Consider the following 13,127-nt stretch of genomic DNA (forward strand, 5'->3'; position numbering starts at 1 on the left):
CCTGTGTCACTTTTATATCAAGTTATACATGAATCAGCAACAACTACGACATTCATTATATCTTTAAACAGATGGTAATGCATCCATTCCATGCTGGTTATACAGTAAAAAGCTTATTTTTCTATTTTCGCCTGGATATCCTGAAACACCTGGTCAATATCCCGATCCCCATTAAGCGTTACAAGGTATCCCTTTTCCTTATAATAATCCAACAAAGGCTGGAGTTGCTTGATATTGACATCAAGACGGTTTTTCACCGTTTCCTCCTGATCGTCTTCACGCTGGATTAATTCGGAACCATCTTTATCACATTTTCCTTCCTCTTTTGGAGGATTATAGACGATGTGATATGTTGCTCCGCATGTCGGACAAATTCTACGACCTGTAAGACGCTCCATTAATTTTTCTTGCGGTACATCCACATGCAGGACATAGTCAATCGATTCATTCATTTCGGTTAAAATGGATTGCAGCGCATCTGCCTGTGCAATCGTTCTTGGAAATCCATCAAGCAGAAATCCATCCTTACAATCATCTTTACCCAAACGTTCTTTAACAATTCCTATTGTTACCTCATCCGGAACAAGGTCACCTTGGTCCATGTAGGATTTTGCCTGCTTGCCAAGTTCTGTTCCTTCTTTTATAGCCAGTCGAAACATATCTCCTGTTGAAATATGAGGGATGTTATATTTTTCATTTATCTTTTCCGCTTGTGTACCTTTACCGGCACCAGGCAGACCCATTAATATCAAATTCAACAAATTTCCCCTCGCTCTCATTGGCCGTTATCCAGATTACTTTATAAACCCTTTGTAGTGACGCTTCACTAATTGGCTTTCCAATTGTTTCATAGTCTGCAGTGCAACACCGACAACAATCAGTAAGCTGGTACCGCCGATTTGTACTGCTTGAGGCAGATTTGCAAGACCACCTAGAAGGATAGGAAGCACAGAAACAGCTGCAAGGAAAATTGATCCTACAAACGTCAATCTGTACATCACACGTGTCAGATACGTTTCTGTGTTTTTTCCAGGCCGGATGCCCGGGATATATCCACCTTGTTTCTGCAAGTTTTCTGCCATCTGTTCCGGGTTAACTTGCACAAATGTGTAAAAATACGTGAAAGCTATAATCAACGCTACATAAATAACCATTCCAATCGGCTGTGTATAATCAAAGATATTTTCGATTGTTCCTGCAATCTCATTACCTTCGAAAAGTCCAGCAACCGTCCGTGGCGCGATAATGAATGCAATCGCAAAAATTACCGGGATAACTCCGGCAGCATTTACCTTTAACGGCAAGTGTGTGGAGTGTCCGCCAACCGGTGAACGATTTACGAGCTTTTTTGCATATTGAATTGGTATTTTCCGCAGTGCCTGCTGGATAAAAATAACCCCAACGGTTACTGCTATTACAACCAGCGCAATCATTGCAACAATTACAATATTGATGAACAATTCATCGCCGGGATTCATGAAGTACTGACTGTATAACTGTTTTACCCCATTTGGAACTGCTGCTACAATACCAGCAAAAATCAATATGGATATTCCGTTGCCAACACCGTTTGCTGTGATTTGTTCACCCAGCCACATCAAAAATGTTGTTCCACTGGTCAGTACGAGAGCAATGACAATGAACTTTAAAATTCCGGGGTCTGAAATCAGCATCCCGCCAGCCATTGCATTAAATCCAATTGACATTGCGATTGCCTGGATAAACGCAAGAATTACTGTGCCGTAACGCGTAATCTGTGCTATCTTCTTACGTCCCATTTCACCTTGCTTTTTCCATTCAGTGAACTTTGGTACAACATCCATTTGCAACAATTGCATAATAATCGATGCCGTAATGTATGGCATGATGCCCATCGCGAAAATGGAGAAATTCTGTAACGCTCCCCCGCCAAACGTATTCAGAAAACCAAATACATTTTGCTGGCTCATTAAAGATTCAATAGCTTCATTATTCGTAAATGGAACTGGAATAAATGTACCCAGACGGAAAACGACTAACATTAATAACGTAAAGATAATCTTCCGTCTGATGTCACCTACGCGCATTAAATTGGAAATCGTACTGATCATTAAATCACCTCTGCTTTACCGCCCGCTGCTTCAATAGCTTCACGCGCTGAAGCAGAGAACTTATGAGCTTTTACTGTAAGATTCTTTTCGACAGCACCCTTACCGAGCACTTTAACGCCTGCTTTAAGTTTGCTTACGACACCTTCTTCAAGTAATAGCTCAGGTGTAACTTCTGTGCCTTCATCAAAACGATTTAAAGCATCAAGGTTAACAATTGCAAATTCTTTACGGTGAATATTAGTGAAGCCGCGCTTAGGCAAACGCTGGAATAATGGCATTTGACCACCTTCGAATCCAACACGTGTATTACCGCCTGAACGAGCTTTTTGTCCTTTATGTCCTCGACCTGATGTTTTACCATTGCCGGATGACATACCGCGACCTACGCGATTACGTTTTTTGCGGGTTCCTTCTGATGCCTTCAATTCATGAAGTTTCATGCGAGCACCTCCTCTTTACGCTAATGTGTAATTAAACTTCCTTAACCGTTAGTAGATGGGATACTTTATTAACCAAACCGCGAACGGCTGGAGTATCTTCACGAACTACGGATTGATGGATTTTTTTAAGTCCTAGTGTCTGAACAGTTTTACGTTGTGCTTCTGTTCTGCCAATAACACTGCGCGTGAGGGTGATTTCTAATTTTTTAGACATAGTATTTCCCTCCTTATCCTAACAGTTCTTCTACAGACTTTCCGCGCAGTTTCGCTACTTCTTCCGCGCGCTTTAAGTTTGTCAGTCCGTTTAGTGTTGCACGAATCATGTTGATTGGTGTGTTTGAACCAAGTGATTTTGTCAAAATATCACCGACTCCTGCAAGTTCCAGTATAGCACGAACAGGTCCGCCGGAAATAACTCCCGTACCTTCTGTAGCTGGTTTCATCAACACATTTCCAGATCCATATCTGCCATGAATTTCATGTGGAATAGTCGTTCCAACAATCGGTACTGTGATCAGGTTCTTCTTCGCATCATCAACAGCTTTTTTAATCGCTTCAGGTACCTCTTTTGATTTCCCGGTACCAAAGCCTACATGACCATTCTTATCTCCAACTACAACCAGTGCAGCAAAGCGGAAATTACGTCCACCTTTAACTACTTTTGCAACACGGTTGATCGTAACAACGCGTTCTTCAAGATCTAATTTGTTCGGATCAATGCTTGTATGCATCTATGTCCCTCCTTTATCTATCGGTTAAAATTCAAGACCAGCTTCACGGGCTGCATCTGCCAATGCCTTTACACGTCCATGATAAAGGTAGCCTCCGCGATCGAACACAATCAAGTTATAACCTTTATCCTGGGCACGTTTTGCAACCAACTTACCTACCTCTGCAGCTGCTTCAACATTGCTTCCTGATGTTACATTGATATCATTGTCTTTTGTTGAAGCACTTGCCAGTGTTACACCTTCAACATCATCAATCAATTGTGCGTACATGTGTTTATTTGAACGGTACACATTCAGACGCGGGCGTTCCTGAGTTCCGGAAACTTGCTTGCGAACGCGAGTATGTCTTCTTTTGCGTACAGCGTTTTTGTCAGGTTTTGTGATCATCTGGGTCACTCCTTTCTGCTGCTATTCTAATTACTTAGCAGTTTTACCTTCTTTGCGTCGTACATATTCACCTTCGTAACGGATACCTTTACCTTTATAAGGCTCAGGCGGCCTGATTGCTCGAATGTTTGCTGCAACTGCACCAACCAGTTCCTTGTTAATACCTTTAACAATTACTTGTGTATTTTTAGGAACATCTATTTCAATGCCTTCAATTGGTTCAATTTCCACCGGATGTGAGTAACCAGCGTTAATAACAATTTTGTTGCCCTGCTTTTGCGCACGGTAACCTACACCATTGATTTCAAGGCCTTTTTCGAATCCTTTGTGAACCCCTTCAACCATGTTGCCGATCAGACTGCGGGTTGTTCCATGCAATGCACGATGCTCTTTATGATCGCTTGGACGTTCTACAGTTAGAACATTGCCGTCAATTACCACTTTCATGTCTTCATGAAAGTCTCTGCTCAGTTCACCTTTAGGGCCTTTAACTGTAATTGTGTTCCCGTCCATTTTAATTTCAACGCCCTCTGGAATTTCAATTGGTTTAAGTCCTATACGAGACATTCCCTGCACCTCCTTGTCATTAGATGTTTATTTACCAGACGTATGCCAATACTTCGCCGCCAACAGCTTGTGTACGTGCTTCTTTATCGGAAAGCACACCATTTGATGTTGAGACAATAGCAATTCCCAAACCGTTCAGTACACGAGGCACCTCGTCAGCTTTTGCATAAACGCGCAAGCCCGGTTTACTGATACGTTTAATTCCTGTAATTACACGTGCTTTTTTAACGCCGTACTTAAGGAAAACACGCAGTACACCTTGCTTGTTATCTTCAATGAATTCATAATCGCGCACAAAACCTTCACGTTTGAGGATATCGGCGATTTCCTTTTTAATCTTGGAAGCCGGGATTTCCAGCTTTTCATGACCTGCCATGTTGGCATTTCGAATACGAGTCAGCATATCTGCGATTGGATCTGTCATAACCATTACATATTACCTCCTTCCCTGATCGGGGTTTACCAGCTTGCTTTTTTGACACCAGGAATTTGACCTTTATAGGCAAGTTCGCGGAAACAAATACGGCAAAGTTTAAATTTACGGATTACTGAATGTGGTCGGCCACATCGTTCACAGCGAGTGTATTCACGCACTTTAAATTTCTGTGGACGTTTTTGTTTCGCAATCATTGATTTTTTAGCCACAATTTTCCCTCCTTGTGATTAGCTCTAAACGAATCCTCTCGAGTTATTTCTGGAAAGGCATGCCCAGTTGAGCCAACAGTTCACGTGCTTCTTCATCAGTATTGGAAGTTGTAACGATGACAATATCCATACCACGCACTTTGCTTACTTTATCATAGTTAATTTCCGGGAAAATCAGTTGTTCTTTGACACCCAGCGTATAATTGCCTCGGCCGTCAAAAGCTTTTTTGGAAATACCGCGGAAATCACGTACACGCGGAAGTGAAACAGCAATCAGCTTTTGGAGAAATTCGAACATACGCTCACCGCGCAGTGTTACTTTTGCTCCGATTGGCATTCCTTCACGTAAACGGAAACCTGCAATTGATTTCTTGGCACGGGTAACCATAGGCTTTTGCCCGGAGATTAATGATAGCTCTTCAACAGCATTATCCAATGCTTTTGAATTCTGAACAGCATCACCAACACCCATATTAATAACTATTTTTTCAATACCAGGTACTTGCATTACTGATTCGTAATTAAATTTACTCATCATTGATGGTACTATATCATCACGATATTTTTGCTTCAGTTCATTCATCATGTCGCCCTCCTTTCGCCTGCGAACTATTTATCTACTGCTTCACCGGACTTTTTAGCGATGCGGACCTTTTTTCCGTCCTTTACTTGATAACCAATGCGAGTTGGTTCACCGGATTTCGGATCTACCAGCATTACGTTAGAAACATGAATCGGTGCCTCCTGATTGAGGATACCACCTTGCGGATTATCCTGAGATGGTTTCGCGTGTTTTTTAACCATGTTAATACCTTCAACCAAAACACGGTCCTTCTTTGGATAAGCTTCTAAAATAGTGCCTTGTTTACCACGATCTTTACCGGAAATAACTTTAACTTTATCACCTTTTTTTACATGCATGCTTTACGCACCTCCTTGACAAGGCTTGACTTTTTCGCTTTATAAAACTTCTGGAGCTAGAGATACGATTTTCATGAATTTTGCATCACGCAATTCACGTGCAACCGGTCCAAAGATACGTGTTCCTCTTGGACTCTTGTCGTCACGGATAATTACGGCAGCATTTTCATCAAAACGAATGTATGATCCATCTTTACGGCGCATTCCTGATTTGGTACGAACAATGACTGCTTTTACGACATCGCCTTTTTTAACAACGCCTCCTGGTGTTGCGTGTTTTACCGTACAAACAATTACATCACCGATATTAGCAGTTTTTCGTCCGGATCCGCCCAATACTTTAACGGCCAATACTTCTCTTGCACCAGAGTTGTCTGCAACTTTTAAACGAGTTTCTTGCTGAATCATATCGCTATGACCTCCCTTCGGATACCTTCCGAGCGAACTTTAATTATATTATTACCGCTTCTTCAACGATTTCTACCAAACGGAAACGTTTTGTGGCAGATAGCGGACGTGTTTCCATGATTGAAACGATATCACCAGTTTTTGCCTGGTTGTTTTCGTCATGTGTCTTAAATTTCTTTGAGTATTTCACACGCTTGCCATACAGTTTATGGAACTTATATGTCTCAACCAAGACAGTGATAGTCTTATCCATCTTGTCTGATACGACACGGCCTGTGTATACTTTACGATCATTACGCTCACTCATTTGAGGCTAACCTCCTCTCTAGGTTTCAGTTATTGATGCTCAATTCACGTTGGCGTACAACGGTTTTCATTCGGGCAATCGATTTTTTCACTTCACGGATACGTGCAGTATTTTCTAATTGGCCGGTTGCAAGCTGAAAGCGTAAATTAAAAAGCTCTTCTTTTAATGATTTAACCTTTTGTTCAATTTCGGCAGTGGTTAGTTCTCTGATTTCATTAGCCTTCATTGATTTCACCACCAATTTCTTCACGTTTTACAAACTTAGTTTTAATCGGCAGTTTATGAGAAGCAAGGCGCAGCGCTTCACGTGCCACATCTTCTGATACACCTGCGATTTCAAACATGATTTTTCCTGGTTTTACTACTGCTACCCATCCTTCTGGAGCACCTTTACCGGAACCCATGCGGACTTCAAGGGGCTTTGCAGTATATGGCTTGTCAGGAAAGATTTTAATCCAAACTTTACCGCCACGTTTCATATAACGGGTCATTGCGATACGGGCAGCCTCGATTTGACGGCTGGTGATCCATGATGCTTCAACTGCTTGCAATCCGTATTCACCAAAGGCAACTGTAGTGCCGCCTTTTGCACGTCCTTTCATTTTACCACGATGCTGTCTGCGAAATTTTACGCGTTTAGGCATTAACATAATGCATTTCCCCCTTCCTTATTTGTTGGTTTTAGTTGGAAGGACTTCCCCACGATAGATCCATACTTTGACACCAAGCTTACCATAAGTTGTGTCAGCTTCTGCAGTGCCATAATCAATGTCGGCACGCAATGTATGAAGTGGTACTGTTCCTTCACTGTAATGTTCCGCACGGGCGATATCGGCACCGCCAAGACGTCCGGATACTTGTGTTTTAATTCCTTTTGCTCCAGCACGCATTGCACGTTGAATAGTTTGCTTTTGAGCACGACGGAATGAGATACGGTTTTCCAGTTGACGAGCAATGTTGTCAGCAACAAGTGCAGCATTCAAATCAACTTTCTTGATTTCAACGATATTGATATGAACCCGCTTGCCTGTCAGGCTGTTTAATGATTTACGTAGAGCTTCTACTTCTGAACCGCCTTTACCGATAACCATTCCTGGTTTACCAGTGTGAATAGTAATATTTACACGGTTTGCTGCACGTTCAATTTCGATAGAAGAAACAGCAGCAATGCGCAAGCGATTTTCAAGATATTCTCTGATCTTAATATCTTCATGTAGTAAGTCTGCATAGTCTTTGCCTGCATACCATTTTGATTCCCAGTCTTTAATGATACCGACACGAAGACCTTTAGGATTTACTTTTTGACCCACTGACTATCCCTCCTTCTTTTCAGTTACAACCACGGTAATGTGGCTTGTGCGTTTATTGATTTTACTTGCACGTCCTTGTGCGCGTGGACGGAAACGTTTCAATGTTGCACCTTCATTAACGAATGCTTCGGAAATTACCAGATTATCTGGCTCCATCTCATAGTTGTGTTCTGCATTAGCAATTGCAGAGTTTAGAACTTTTTCTACAACTGGAGAAGCACCACGTTGTGTGTGACGCAGAATTGCGACTGCTTCACCAACTTCTTTTCCTCGAATCAAATCTACGACTAAACGAACTTTACGAGGAGCAATACGAACTGATTTAGCAACGGCTTTTGCTTGCATGTGGAGTGCCTCCTCTCATTAGCGTTTTGTTTTCTTATCATCGCCAGAATGCCCTTTAAACGTACGGCTTGGCGCAAATTCTCCCAATTTATGACCGACCATATCTTCTGTTACATAGACAGGCACATGTTTGCGTCCATCATATACAGCAATTGTATGACCGACAAATGTAGGGAAAATTGTTGAACGACGAGACCAAGTTTTAATAACTTGTTTTTTGTCAGTTTCATTCAGATTATCAATCTTTTTCATTAGATGGTCATCTGCAAAAGGTCCTTTTTTCAAGCTGCGACCCATGGATAAACCTCCTTTCGTAATCGAACGGCGAACGATTTGCGCCGTTCTGTCCGTTTATTTTTTGCGCTTACGAACGATAAATTTATCTGTAGGTTTGTTGCGCTGACGAGTCTTGTAACCAAGTGTTGGTTTACCCCAAGGTGACATAGGCGACTTACGTCCGATAGGCGCACGTCCTTCACCACCACCATGCGGGTGATCGTTAGGGTTCATAACAGATCCGCGAACAGTCGGGCGCTTGCCTAACCAGCGTGTACGGCCTGCTTTACCAACACGAACAAGTTCATGCTCGATATTTCCAACCTGACCAACAGTTGCACGGCATGTTGACAGAATCAACCGCACTTCACCTGAAGACAAACGAACAAGTGTGTATTTACCTTCACGGCCAAGAACCTGTGCTTCAGCACCTGCAGAACGTGCGATCTGACCACCGCGGCCCGGTTTCAATTCAATATTGTGAATAACCGTACCTACAGGGATATTTTTAAGCGGAAGAGCATTTCCAAGTTTGATGTCGGCATTTTCTCCGGCTTCAATTTTATTGCCTACCTTAATCCCTTTTGGTGCAAGAATATAACGCTTTTCACCATCTGCATAGTGAATTAATGCAATGTTTGCTGAACGGTTCGGATCGTACTCGATAGTAGCAACGCTTCCTGGTATACCATCTTTATCGCGCTTAAAGTCAATAATACGATATTGACGCTTGTGACCGCCGCCTTGATGACGAACAGTTAATTTACCTTGGTTATTACGACCACCGCGTTTGTACAATGGACTTAACAGGGATTTTTCAGGTGAATCTGTTGTAATCTCTGCGAAGTCTGATATTGACATATTGCGTCTTCCATTAGAGGTCGGTTTGAATTTTTTAATCGCCATCTTTTTCCCTCCTTCACTCTTTTATAACTTACGCTTCAAAGAAGTCCAGTTCTTTACTGTCTTCTGTCAGTTGTACGATAGCTTTTTTACGATCTGAGCGGTAACCGCCATAGCGGCCCATCCGCTTAAATTTACCTTTAATATTCATCGTGTTGACACGTACCACTTTAACACCAAAAACCAGTTCAACTGCATCTTTGATTTCTGTTTTGTTTGCTTTCGGGTTTACCTCAAACGTATATTTCTTTTCCGCCATTAAATCAGCAGTATTCTCTGTAATGACAGGGCGCTTAATAATATCACGTGGTTCTTTCATTATGCAAGCACCTCCCCTGCTTTTTCAGCTGCCTCTTTCGTGATGATCAGCTTGTCATGCATTAGCAAGTCCAGTACATTCAGTTCATCTACAGTAAGAACATTTACATGCTGCAGATTGTTTGCTGAACGAATAACTGTTTCATCCTTATCAGCTGTAACAACCAATGCTTTGGAATCTACATTAAGTGCTTCCAGCATTTTTACAACTTCTTTTGTTTTTGGGGCATCAATCGCAATGCTCTCCAGCACTAATGCATCTTCTTCTTTTACTTTGGAAGACAATGCAGATTTAAGTGCAAGCCGACGTACTTTCTTCGGCAATTTGTAGCTGTAGCTGCGTGGAGTTGGACCGAACACAGTTCCACCGCCTACCCATTGTGGGGAACGGGTTGAACCTTGTCTCGCACGGCCAGTTCCTTTTTGACGCCATGGTTTACGTCCTCCGCCTCTTACTTCTGAGCGGTTTTTCACGGCATGTGTACCCTGACGAGTTGATGCGCGCTGCATCAGTACCGCTTCATTCAAAACATGCGTATGCGGCTCAATGCCAAAAACAGAATCATTTAGTTCCACATCGCCTGCTTGAGATCCATCTTGTTTAAATAGTGCTACTTTAGGCATGACATATCCTCCCTTCGTATCTATGATTAGTTAGCCTTTAATGCACTCGTGATTTTCACAAATGATTTTTTTGCACCAGGAATATTACCTTTGATCAAAAGAAGATTGCGCTCAGCATCTACTTTTACCACTTCAAGGTTTTGAATGGTGATTTGCTTTCCGCCCATTTGACCTGGTAATTTCTTGCCTTTGAAAACACGCGCCGGGTCTGCTGCCATAGCCATTGCACCTGCACTTCTATGAAAGTGTGAACCATGGGAAGACGGACCGCGTTGTTGGTTATGACGCTTGATCGCACCCTGGAAACCTTTCCCCTTTGAAGTACCGGTGGCATCCACCATATCGCCAACCTCAAAAACTTCTACGCTTAACTCTTGACCTACTTCATATTCATCAAGATTTGCGTGACGGATTTCACGAACGTAGCGCTTAGGGGCTGTGTTTGCTTTATCAGCATGACCTTTTTCCGCTTTGTTTGTACGTGATTCCTTTTCATCTGCAAAACCGATTTGTAGCGCTTCGTAGCCATCGTTTTCCAATGTCTTTTTCTGCAATACTACGTTTGGCTCAGCCTGAACAACTGTTACAGGTACTAATTCTCCCTCTTCAGAGAAAAGCTGAGTCATGCCGATTTTACGACCTAAGATTCCTTTCGTCATCCGTTACACCTCCTATAATAATTCAATGATTTATAATTTAATCTCAATATCCACACCGGATGGCAAGTCAAGTCTCATAAGAGAGTCAACTGTTTGCGGTGTTGGATTGACAATGTCGATTAACCGTTTATGAGTACGCATTTCGAACTGCTCACGAGCGTCTTTGTACTTGTGTACAGCACGCAGAACGGTATACACTGATTTCTCTGTAGGCAACGGGATTGGTCCAGATACACTTGCACCTGAGCGCTTAGCCGTTTCTACAATTTTTTCAGCGGACTGATCTAAAATACGGTGATCATACGCCTTTAATCGAATTCTAATCTTCTCTTTTGCCATTATTTTCCCTCCTTTTCGCCCATTTTATAATAGACATTCTCCGTGAAAATTTTCTCAACCACCCGCCATGGCAAAGGGGCCGGGTGTGTCGACAACCTTTCACTTCATCGCCTTTCTGACCAACATTCATATTATATAGATATAATGCGGTCAATGCAACCATTTCAACTAAAATATTATTAGATTGCACATCTATGTATTATACAAACTTATTGCACGGAATGCAAGGGATAGCGGCAAATTTTTTGTGGAAAATTAGCATAACCATTTATATTGAATAATTATGGAAAAATTGCAGCTGAATTAAACTTTGACAACCACGTGCGAAAATGAGTGCCTAAGCGTCGCTCCGGAAATACACTTCGCTGGTTGTTGTTCTGTCGTACTATCTACAATTGTACTTAGGAAAAATGCTGGAATCACTTTATCGCTGGAATATGAAGGACTCCAAGGGATCTCATTTTGAAAACAATTCTACACGAAAGCAGCGAAACTAAAATTATACGCAAAAACAGGCAGCGTCGTCACGCTGCCTGTTTTCTTTAGCTAGCTAGCTTATTGCCCTATTACTTTTCGATGGTTGTTACAACACCGGATCCAACAGTACGTCCGCCTTCACGGATAGAGAAACGTGTACCGTCTTCGATAGCGATTGGTGAAATCAATTCAACAGCCATTTCAATGTTATCGCCAGGCATTACCATTTCCACGCCTTCTGGAAGCGTAATAACTCCAGTAACGTCTGTAGTACGGAAATAGAACTGTGGACGATAGTTTGCGAAGAATGGAGTATGACGTCCACCTTCTTCTTTTGACAATACGTAAACTTCAGCTTTGAAGTTTGTGTGTGGTGTGATTGAACCAGGCTTTGCCAGTACTTGACCACGGTTGATGTCTTCACGGGCAACACCGCGAAGCAGTGCACCGATGTTGTCACCAGCCTCAGCATAATCAAGAAGCTTACGGAACATTTCTACACCAGTTACAGTTGTTTTAGAAGCTTTTTCAGCAAGACCGATTAATTCTACTTCGTCACCAACTTTAACAGATCCGCGTTCAACACGGCCAGTTGCAACTGTACCACGGCCAGTGATTGAGAACACGTCCTCAACAGGCATCATGAATGGCTTGTCATGGTCACGTTCTGGAGTTGGAATGTACTCATCAACTGCAGCCATCAGTTCATAAATTTTTTCTTCGTAGTCTGCATCGCCTTCAAGAGCTTTCAGTGCAGAACCTTTAATAACTGGTACATCATCACCAGGGAAGTCGTACTCAGTTAACAAATCACGAACTTCCATTTCAACAAGCTCAAGCAATTCTTCGTCATCAACCATGTCACATTTGTTAAGGAATACAACGATTGCAGGTACCCCAACGTTACGTGAAAGCAGGATGTGTTCACGAGTTTGCGGCATTGGACCGTCGGCAGCAGATACTACCAGAATAGCTCCATCCATTTGTGCTGCACCAGTGATCATGTTTTTAACATAGTCAGCGTGTCCCGGGCAGTCAACGTGAGCATAGTGACGAGTGTCGGTTTCATACTCAACGTGGGAAGTTGCAATTGTAATTCCGCGTTCTTTTTCTTCCGGAGCACCGTCGATTTGGTCATAAGCCATTGCAGTACCTTTACCGGATTGTTTGTGCAATGTAGTAGTGATTGCAGCAGTCAAAGTAGTTTTACCATGGTCAACGTGTCCAATAGTTCCAATGTTCACGTGACTTTTTGAGCGATCGAACTTTTCTTTAGCCATTTATAGTTTCCTCCTTTAAATAAATACAAATATATTATAGGTTATAACCTGAATGTCTGCCTTCAATAAAAGTTATACTTCAGAACGAAGAAAAAATCAA

The 13,127-nt window shown here is 42.2% G+C and carries 24 protein-coding genes; all 24 read right to left on the reverse strand.

Annotated features, from left to right (window positions below; translation table 11 throughout):
• Nucleotides 1-113: 113 nt before the first annotated feature.
• The 24 genes from B1K71_RS00235 to tuf all read right to left on the reverse strand — a co-directional run bounded on the left by B1K71_RS00235 (nt 114) and on the right by tuf (nt 13,027).
• Entirely contained in the window at nt 114-758 is a 645-nt protein-coding gene (locus B1K71_RS00235) for an adenylate kinase (protein WP_077324024.1), read from the reverse strand.
• Between the two features lie 36 nt (nt 759-794).
• Nucleotides 795-2,090, reverse strand: coding sequence for a preprotein translocase subunit SecY (gene secY, locus B1K71_RS00240; protein WP_077324025.1), 1,296 nt, complete (start codon nt 2,088-2,090; stop codon nt 795-797).
• Nucleotides 2,090-2,530 carry a 50S ribosomal protein L15 gene (gene rplO, locus B1K71_RS00245; protein WP_077324026.1) on the reverse strand — a complete coding sequence of 147 codons (441 nt, stop codon included), beginning with the start codon at nt 2,528-2,530 and terminating at the stop codon, nt 2,090-2,092. Before rplO ends, secY begins: the two co-directional genes overlap by 1 nt.
• A gap of 31 nt (nt 2,531-2,561) precedes the next feature.
• Nucleotides 2,562-2,744, reverse strand: a complete 183-nt coding sequence (gene rpmD / locus B1K71_RS00250) for a 50S ribosomal protein L30 (protein WP_077324027.1) — start codon at nt 2,742-2,744, stop codon at nt 2,562-2,564.
• A 13-nt stretch (nt 2,745-2,757) separates the two neighbouring features.
• The gene (rpsE, locus tag B1K71_RS00255; protein WP_077324028.1) at nt 2,758-3,261 is read right to left on the reverse strand and encodes a 30S ribosomal protein S5; all 504 of its coding nucleotides are present in this window, start codon (nt 3,259-3,261) and stop codon (nt 2,758-2,760) included.
• Between the two features lie 24 nt (nt 3,262-3,285).
• Nucleotides 3,286-3,648 (reverse strand): 50S ribosomal protein L18, encoded by a 363-nt coding sequence (gene rplR / locus B1K71_RS00260; protein WP_077324029.1) that lies wholly within the window; start codon nt 3,646-3,648, stop codon nt 3,286-3,288.
• Nucleotides 3,649-3,678: 30 nt separating this feature from the next.
• Nucleotides 3,679-4,215 (reverse strand): 50S ribosomal protein L6, encoded by a 537-nt coding sequence (gene rplF, locus B1K71_RS00265; RefSeq protein ID WP_077324030.1) that lies wholly within the window; start codon nt 4,213-4,215, stop codon nt 3,679-3,681.
• A 31-nt stretch (nt 4,216-4,246) separates the two neighbouring features.
• Complete coding sequence (gene rpsH, locus B1K71_RS00270) at nt 4,247-4,645, reverse strand: 30S ribosomal protein S8 (RefSeq protein WP_077324031.1); 399 nt, start codon at nt 4,643-4,645, stop codon at nt 4,247-4,249.
• Nucleotides 4,646-4,674: 29 nt separating this feature from the next.
• Nucleotides 4,675-4,860, reverse strand: a complete 186-nt coding sequence (locus B1K71_RS00275) for a type Z 30S ribosomal protein S14 (RefSeq protein WP_077324032.1) — start codon at nt 4,858-4,860, stop codon at nt 4,675-4,677.
• 43 nt (nt 4,861-4,903) lie between these two features.
• On the reverse strand, nt 4,904-5,443 hold the full coding sequence (gene rplE / locus B1K71_RS00280; protein ID WP_077324033.1) for a 50S ribosomal protein L5: 540 nt from the start codon (nt 5,441-5,443) through the stop codon (nt 4,904-4,906).
• A 26-nt stretch (nt 5,444-5,469) separates the two neighbouring features.
• Entirely contained in the window at nt 5,470-5,781 is a 312-nt protein-coding gene (rplX, locus tag B1K71_RS00285; RefSeq protein WP_077324034.1) for a 50S ribosomal protein L24, read from the reverse strand.
• Between the two features lie 39 nt (nt 5,782-5,820).
• Nucleotides 5,821-6,189, reverse strand: a complete 369-nt coding sequence (rplN, locus tag B1K71_RS00290) for a 50S ribosomal protein L14 (RefSeq protein WP_077324035.1) — start codon at nt 6,187-6,189, stop codon at nt 5,821-5,823.
• Nucleotides 6,190-6,232: 43 nt separating this feature from the next.
• Complete coding sequence (rpsQ, locus tag B1K71_RS00295; RefSeq protein WP_077324036.1) at nt 6,233-6,496, reverse strand: 30S ribosomal protein S17; 264 nt, start codon at nt 6,494-6,496, stop codon at nt 6,233-6,235.
• 25 nt (nt 6,497-6,521) lie between these two features.
• Nucleotides 6,522-6,722 (reverse strand): 50S ribosomal protein L29, encoded by a 201-nt coding sequence (gene rpmC / locus B1K71_RS00300; RefSeq protein WP_077324037.1) that lies wholly within the window; start codon nt 6,720-6,722, stop codon nt 6,522-6,524.
• On the reverse strand, nt 6,712-7,146 hold the full coding sequence (rplP, locus tag B1K71_RS00305; RefSeq protein ID WP_077324038.1) for a 50S ribosomal protein L16: 435 nt from the start codon (nt 7,144-7,146) through the stop codon (nt 6,712-6,714). Before rplP ends, rpmC begins: the two co-directional genes overlap by 11 nt.
• Nucleotides 7,147-7,164: 18 nt before the next feature.
• Entirely contained in the window at nt 7,165-7,806 is a 642-nt protein-coding gene (gene rpsC, locus B1K71_RS00310; protein WP_077324039.1) for a 30S ribosomal protein S3, read from the reverse strand.
• A gap of 3 nt (nt 7,807-7,809) precedes the next feature.
• Nucleotides 7,810-8,151, reverse strand: coding sequence for a 50S ribosomal protein L22 (gene rplV / locus B1K71_RS00315; RefSeq protein ID WP_077324040.1), 342 nt, complete (start codon nt 8,149-8,151; stop codon nt 7,810-7,812).
• 18 nt (nt 8,152-8,169) lie between these two features.
• On the reverse strand, nt 8,170-8,448 hold the full coding sequence (gene rpsS / locus B1K71_RS00320; protein WP_077324041.1) for a 30S ribosomal protein S19: 279 nt from the start codon (nt 8,446-8,448) through the stop codon (nt 8,170-8,172).
• A gap of 54 nt (nt 8,449-8,502) precedes the next feature.
• Entirely contained in the window at nt 8,503-9,333 is an 831-nt protein-coding gene (gene rplB, locus B1K71_RS00325; RefSeq protein ID WP_077324042.1) for a 50S ribosomal protein L2, read from the reverse strand.
• A 28-nt stretch (nt 9,334-9,361) separates the two neighbouring features.
• The gene (rplW, locus tag B1K71_RS00330) at nt 9,362-9,649 is read right to left on the reverse strand and encodes a 50S ribosomal protein L23 (RefSeq protein ID WP_077324043.1); all 288 of its coding nucleotides are present in this window, start codon (nt 9,647-9,649) and stop codon (nt 9,362-9,364) included.
• Nucleotides 9,649-10,272, reverse strand: a complete 624-nt coding sequence (gene rplD, locus B1K71_RS00335) for a 50S ribosomal protein L4 (RefSeq protein WP_077324044.1) — start codon at nt 10,270-10,272, stop codon at nt 9,649-9,651. Before rplD ends, rplW begins: the two co-directional genes overlap by 1 nt.
• Before the next feature lie 26 nt (nt 10,273-10,298).
• Nucleotides 10,299-10,931, reverse strand: coding sequence for a 50S ribosomal protein L3 (gene rplC, locus B1K71_RS00340; RefSeq protein ID WP_077324045.1), 633 nt, complete (start codon nt 10,929-10,931; stop codon nt 10,299-10,301).
• A gap of 30 nt (nt 10,932-10,961) precedes the next feature.
• On the reverse strand, nt 10,962-11,270 hold the full coding sequence (gene rpsJ / locus B1K71_RS00345; RefSeq protein WP_077324046.1) for a 30S ribosomal protein S10: 309 nt from the start codon (nt 11,268-11,270) through the stop codon (nt 10,962-10,964).
• 566 nt (nt 11,271-11,836) lie between these two features.
• Entirely contained in the window at nt 11,837-13,027 is a 1,191-nt protein-coding gene (gene tuf, locus B1K71_RS00350) for an elongation factor Tu (RefSeq protein WP_077324047.1), read from the reverse strand.
• Nucleotides 13,028-13,127: the final 100 nt, after the last annotated feature.

Origin of the sequence: Virgibacillus siamensis, assembly GCF_900162695.1 — a bacterium.
Taxonomy (GTDB): Bacteria; Bacillota; Bacilli; order Bacillales; family Amphibacillaceae; genus Lentibacillus; species Lentibacillus siamensis_A.